At 42.6% G+C, this 6,740-nt stretch carries 5 protein-coding genes; 1 reads left to right on the forward strand and 4 read right to left on the reverse strand.

Going from position 1 to position 6,740, the window contains the following annotated elements:
- Positions 1-201 precede the first annotated feature (201 nt).
- From H6G97_RS42340 to H6G97_RS42350, 3 genes are all read right to left on the reverse strand, one after another.
- Positions 202-441: a hypothetical protein gene (locus tag H6G97_RS42340; RefSeq protein WP_242055970.1), complete on the reverse strand. Its 240-nt coding sequence runs from the start codon at positions 439-441 to the stop codon at positions 202-204.
- Between the two features lie 253 nt (positions 442-694).
- Positions 695-1,369 (reverse strand): IS630 family transposase, encoded by a 675-nt coding sequence (locus tag H6G97_RS42345; RefSeq protein WP_190946540.1) that lies wholly within the window; start codon positions 1,367-1,369, stop codon positions 695-697.
- Positions 1,309-1,629: a helix-turn-helix domain-containing protein gene (locus H6G97_RS42350; RefSeq protein ID WP_190946541.1), complete on the reverse strand. Its 321-nt coding sequence runs from the start codon at positions 1,627-1,629 to the stop codon at positions 1,309-1,311. The genes H6G97_RS42345 and H6G97_RS42350 overlap by 61 nt, the downstream gene beginning before the upstream one ends.
- 932 nt (positions 1,630-2,561) lie before the next feature.
- Here H6G97_RS42350 and H6G97_RS42355 point away from each other — a divergent pair.
- Positions 2,562-6,446: a beta strand repeat-containing protein gene (locus H6G97_RS42355; RefSeq protein ID WP_190946542.1), complete on the forward strand. Its 3,885-nt coding sequence runs from the start codon at positions 2,562-2,564 to the stop codon at positions 6,444-6,446.
- Between the two features lie 103 nt (positions 6,447-6,549).
- Here the strand turns inward: H6G97_RS42355 and H6G97_RS51995 are convergent.
- A partial coding sequence (locus tag H6G97_RS51995; RefSeq protein WP_206759138.1) for a hypothetical protein occupies positions 6,550-6,740 on the reverse strand: 191 nt, incomplete at its 5' end.

The raw sequence follows: 6,740 nt of genomic DNA on the forward strand, positions 1-6,740 counted from the left end.
CAATATAGCTTTGTTTGTATAAGCAGAAGTTAAAAAGCTGTAAAGATTGCATTAACATCTAGTAATTATTGAGGTGATTATCTTAAATTCAAGTGCCAAAGAATAGTATTCTTGGAGGAAACTTGAGCAATGGCAAGTTGATCAAGTGTAGAAACAGCAATAAGTGGGTTTTCCTCAAAAATAGAGTTGCCGTAGGCATCACTACTGATTCCACTTCACTAGCACCCCATCCACAATCGCAATTCCCCACTGGGAATACTTCGCCAAAAGCTTTTTGATCACGATTTGTAAGGCAGGGTCATCATTCCAGCATTCCTGCAAGAACTCAAAACCCGGATTCTCCCCCGAATTCGCCGCCACTTTGAGTTTCTGCATCCGCTCCGCTTGCAGATTTGACCTCGCTACAATCGCCTCATGTGACCATTTTTCAGCATTTGGCACAGGTGCGGCGGAACCTTCTCTACGAGACGCTGTGCGAACACCCTTATGATCTGCTTTGACTCCTTCACCCGAAACCGAATTATCAGTAGACTTGCCCGAACGGCAAGGTGCAGATGGTTTGCAAGATTTCTTGCTTAAATTCAGATTATGTCTGCGTTTGTAATTTTAGTAACATATAGCAATTATTGCACAAATATTATATTACAGCAATTTTCAGGTAAATAGACCACAGTGATTGAACCAACCGAAGGCATCATCTTCGGTGATGTAATTGACAGCCAGAGCCATTGCAAGGCCATCGTGATTCGGTGGTGCGTGCCTCACAGGAACGGAGAAATTGCTTTAGTTTTGACCAACACAGTTCTATAGGAGATAAATCTGGAGAGTAGGGAGGCAAAAACTTAACTTTTGCACCAACGGATTCAATTGCAACTCTTACACGTTCGGCGTGATGAACCGGGAGGTTATCCATGACCACGATCGCTCCTTTCCATAACTGAGGCATTAAAATTTCAGTGACATAAGTGAGGAATACATCAGTATTTGTACTACCTGGTACAGTCATAGCCGCAACTAGCCCATCAAGGTTTAAAGCTCCAATCAAAGACACGTTCCCACCCTTAGTGCCGGGTATATTACCAACTGCTCTTTCGCCATTGACTGCTCTGGCAAACAAGCGTGACATTGATAAGTTCAATCCCGCTTCATCGACAAATATCAGGTTTCTGACATCAATTTTATCTAACCAACGGCGATAGTCATGTCTTAACTCTTGTACTCTTGGGGTATCTTGCTCACTGGCATAGAGACTTTTTTTTTTACACCGTAAACCTAATTTTTCTACCGCACGATGCATTGTCGTGATACTTACACTAGTCCCTGTGCGTTCTGCATAGCGATGCCTACGGCGGGGCAAAGCCCAACGCATAATTCTCTTAGCAACAAATCATTCTTACCTTCCACCAAAGACTTGATCATGCTGAGATGTTCATCCTGAATTATCGGCTTTTGGTACCCTCCACGCTGTTTTGCTTCAATTTGTCCACTTTCACGATAATGACGTACCACGTTGCGTACAAATGACAAGCTGACCTTAAACCTTTGAGCCAGTTGGCGTTGCGAATCTTCCTTCTCTAACCAAGCGGCAATCACACGACCACGCAAATCTTTGGAGTAAGATACTGCCATTGAATTTGACAATCACTATCTATTTAGCTTACCGTTTTTTGTGGTTCAATTACCTGAAAATTGCTGTAAGATATTGGCAGGCGTAGGCGATTGCTTACTCAAAGTATAAATGTAGCCCAACTTAGGCGAAGCTTACCGCAGGCTATCGCAGTATTTGAAAATGAAAATGCGGATTTCAAGTTTGTGAATTACATGAGTTAAGTCTGAAAGCTAGGTATGAAACCTGTTTACCTTCTAAATTCTGCTGTATGTATTTTTCCTCGCTTATTCAAATAGGGGTGTATTATTTTTTGCTTACACTGTTTAAATACGAGAAGAATATAAAGAATGTAAAAAGCTCAGTATTTGTATATACATTTATTGGTAAATAATGTGAAGAGTATGCAAAGATAGTTATTTAACTATAGACATCTAAGTAAAATACTATTGACTATAACTATGTAGTTATTTTGAGGCATCAAAATATTCTCTAATTTCAAGCTCAAACACCTACGAAGAATAGTTCACAAGGGGGAGATAAAAATCTCGTTCCCGATCAAGAATTAACTCTTGACTATTTTCTCTTCTAGTAAGACTTAAGCACTGGCAAAAAATATCAAGGCTGTGTTTTAGGCATTCAGTTCTCAGGTTTTTAGATGCTTGCAAGAGTGATTTCTACTCAACAAAGATGATTTATTTAGCCTGAAATGAGCGATTGTCGTGAATGCAGACGCTTAGAAAATTGTATAGTGCTTAAGATTTAGATAGTTGGATAAATGTTACGTAAAAGCCAGTTAACAGGTGAATATTCGAGAAATATTACTGATTTTTAAAGGTGAGGTCAAAAGTATCCCGAAAACGTGAAATTTTGGTGAGTTGTTTGTGCCCTCAGACGGCATAAGCGGGTGCTTGAGAACTGAAGTTACTGAAAAAATCGATTTAGGTAGAAAATTATGGCAGATATCATTGGAACTAACAGTAACGATACCCTAGAGGGTAGTTATGATGAACCGGATACGATTAACAGGAAAGCAGGCAACGATACCTTAACTGGTGGAGGCGGTAATAATAAATTTGTTTATAATTACTACGCTTACAACAATATTGCTACTGATATCATCACCGATTTTGGTGGCGTAGGTAAAGGAACAAACCCGACAGCAGCAGTCATTGCCGAAGTGGATACCTTAGAATTTGAGGGCGAAGCTTCCACTGCCCGAAATTTGCTGTTGACCCAGAAAGGCAACAATCTAGAAATCAGTTTTGATACAACGAGGGTTCTGACAACGAGGTTTCTTGCTGCCCCAGTTATCCTGCAAAACTTTGCTTTGGAAAACCTGGATAACCTCAGCAAATCTACAGGAGCCACTGTAGACTTAAGCAATATCCTGTTTTCTGACCAAACTAGCACCACAGATAGCTTTGATATCTTCAATGCCAACTCCACCCAAAGCACTATCTTCAACAGGGACACAGTCACTTTTCTTAATGACCTGAACAATAATGTTAGCGGCTTTAACAACTCAGATGATGTCATCAATGGTCAAGGGGGCGATGACATCATTGACGGATTGAATGGGAAAGACATGCTCAGAGGTGGTATGGGCAATGACTCTCTCCTTGGTAGTGCTGGCGATGATACTCTCGTTGGTGGTACGGGGAATGACTCCCTCACGGGCAATGACTCTCTCGTTGGTGGTATAGGGAATGATATCTTGAATGTTGAATTTTCAACAGCCAATAACACCCTTAACGGTGGAGTTGGTAACGATCGCTTGGATGCTGGGGCAACATCCGGCAATAACTTACTCTCTGGAGGCGATGGCAATGATTTTCTTTACGCCTCTTACATTTATAGCAGCATCAATGAAGACGTCTATTTCTCCTCCTCCTCCTCAGGTAATAACACCCTAGAAGGAGGCGCTGGTGACGATACCTTGAATGCTCAGTCTCCATCCGGCAATAACTTACTCTCTGGAGGCGATGGCAATGATTCTCTCTCCACGTCTGGCATTTATATTTATAGAGGGGAGCCTAATTTTAACTCCTCAGGCAATAACACCCTGAACGGTGGCACTGGGGACGATACCTTGAGGGCTGAGTCTTCAACAGGCAATAACTTATTGTCTGCAGGGGAGGGCAATGATTCTCTTTCCATATCAGGCGATATAGTTCCCACAGTTGGACTGGATATTATCCCCTCCTCAGGCAATAACACCCTCAATGGTGGTGCTGGTGACGATACTTTGAGGGCTGAGTATTCAACAGGCAATAACTTCTTCTCTGGAGGCGATGGCAATGATTCGTTCTATTTAAGCACCACATCCCCAAATGCCGCTCCCTCTGATTTAGTAACTCAAACGATAGAGGGGGGTAAGGGTGAGGATTTGTTATCCGTCAATAACGAATTCGCTACAAATGGGATCATTTCGACATTCAATGCCACTACTAACATTGGATCAATTACGGCAGGCACGTATCGGGTTAACTACAAGGATATCGAAGGATTAAATATCTCAGGTGCAGCCTATTATTATGACGACAATTTTGATAATAAAAATTATGATGACAATATTGTGGGGAGCAATGGCAATGATACGCTCTCTGGGGGCAATGGTGGCAATGATACCATTGATGGGGGAGCGGGTGAAGATGTGTTGTCCGTTAATTACAGGTACGATGTTACAGGAGGCATTACAACGACATTCAATGCTACTACAAACAAGGGAGCAATTACGGCGGGCATAAATCGGGTTAGTTACGAAAATATTGAACAATTAAATATCTTAGGTACAGCCTACGATGACAACATTATTGGCAATAATGGGAGTGATACGCTCTCCACAGGTTCTGGTGGCAAAGATACAATCGATGGGGGAGCAGGTGAAGATGTGTTGTCCGTTGATTACAACACTAATACTACAGAAGGTATTACAACAACATTTAATGCCACTACAAACAAAGGAGCAATTACGGCGGGTACCTCTCAGGTTGACTACAAGAATATCGAGCGATTAAATGTTTCAGGTACATATAACGATGACTTAATTGTTGGCAACGGTGGAAACGATACGCTCTCTGGAGGCTATGGTGGCAATGATACGATTATTGCTGGTGCAGGTAATGATATTCTGGAAGGCGGGAATGGTGACAACACCTTAACTGGTGGTGCAGGGAATGATAAATTTGTTTCCAACTTGAACGCCACCTTCTTTGACGGCACTAATACTGACATTATCACCGATTTTGGTGGCGTGGGTAAAGGCTCAAATCCCTCAGCGGCGCTGATTGCTTCTTTAGATACCTTGCAATTTACAGGTTATGTCTTCACTGCCCAAAATCTGCAATTAATTCAAAATGGTAACAACTTAGAAATCATCTTTGAAGGTTTCACTAATAGCAGTAAAATCATTCTGCAAAACTTCAACTTAGAAAACCTGGATAATCTGCCAGCAACTTCTTCACGACCAGCTATTGGCAATATCCTGTTTTCTGAACAAACCAGCATTACCGACAGTTTTGATGTGTTTGATGCCAATTCAACTCAAACTACCCTGTTCAACAGGAACACTGTTACCTTCCTTAATGACCTCGACAACAACATTACGGGTTTTGACAACTCCAATGATGTCATCAATGGTCAGGGGGGTGACGACATCATCGACGGCAAAAGTGGTAATGACCTTTTGAGGAGTGGTGGGGGAAATGATATTCTCATTGGCGGTGCAGGAAATGATACTCTCATTGGCAATGGGGGAAATAACACCCTAGAAGGAAGTGCAGGTAACGATACATTCAGTGCTAGAGGTTCAACAGGCGATAACCTGCTCTCTGGTGGTGATGACAATGATTTTCTTGACATCTCTGGCTCTGTCTCACAATCTCAGGGCTCGCCTTTTCAAGACTCTCGCTCTTTAGGCAATAACACCCTCAATGGAGGCGCTGGTAACGATACATTCAGTGCTAGGGGTTCAAAAGGCGATAACCTGCTTAATGGGGGCGATGGCAATGATTCTCTTGACATCTCTGGCTCCTACATCAATGACTTTAGCGGGTTTAAAGATTCTCGCTCGTTTGGTAATAACACCCTAGAAGGAGGTGCAGGTGACGATACCTTGAGTGCTAGTGGTTCAACAGGCGATAACCTGCTTAATGGGGACGATGGCAACGATACTCTTGACATCTCTGGCTCCTACAGCCCCGATTCCTTCTACAACTCCTCAGACTCTCGCTCGTCTGGCAATAACACTCTCAACGGAGGTGCAGGTGACGATACCTTGAGTGCTAGTGGTTCAACAGGCGATAACCTGCTTAATGGGGACGATGGCAATGATTCTCTTAACATTTCTGGCAGTTACGACGGCTACTCTGACTTTCGCTCATCTGGCAATAACACCCTCAATGGAGGCGCTGGTAGCGACACGTTGAATGCTAGCGGTTCAACAGGCGAGAATCTACTCTCTGGAGGGGATGGTAATGACATTCTTACAGGTGGCAACGGTAGTGATAGCCTAATTGGAGGAGCTGGTACTGATACTTTTGCTTTCAGTAGTTACAACGATGGTGTTGACAGTATTTATGACTTTAACGCCACTAATGAACTGATTCAAGTATCGGCTACTGGTTTTGGCGGTGGATTATCACCAGGTTCAGTTCAGACAAGTCAGTTCACCATCGGCACATCTGCAACGACAACCAATCAACGATTTATCTATGATAACAGCACAGGTGGACTGTATTTTGACCTTGATGGCAGTGCGTCTGGGTCTACTCAGGTAAAATTTGCACAACTTTTGGGTGGTGTGACACTAACCGAAAACAACTTTGTGGTTGTTTAATGGTGATTTGCGTTCTTTCATCAATCTAAGTACAGGTTGCGGGGTGCCCAAAATAGCGCCTCGCATTCCATTCATGAATGTAATGTGTTTACAGCAATACGGTTCAGTTAAGGCTCAAAAGCTTATGAGTGACGTTAAATTTCGGAGCTTCGACTCGTTGTCCAGTACCTCTGTGTTTTGTTTTTTTAGAACGAAACTTTGATACAGGTCTTTTTACAACCCTGGGATTAGTACGGTGAACGCGTTCGGGTAACAACGTATCTAGGATTTCTACAATTAACCAATTGAAAAAAA

The organism is Nostoc flagelliforme FACHB-838 (assembly GCF_014698065.1).
Classification (GTDB): domain Bacteria; phylum Cyanobacteriota; class Cyanobacteriia; order Cyanobacteriales; family Nostocaceae; genus Nostoc; species Nostoc flagelliforme_B.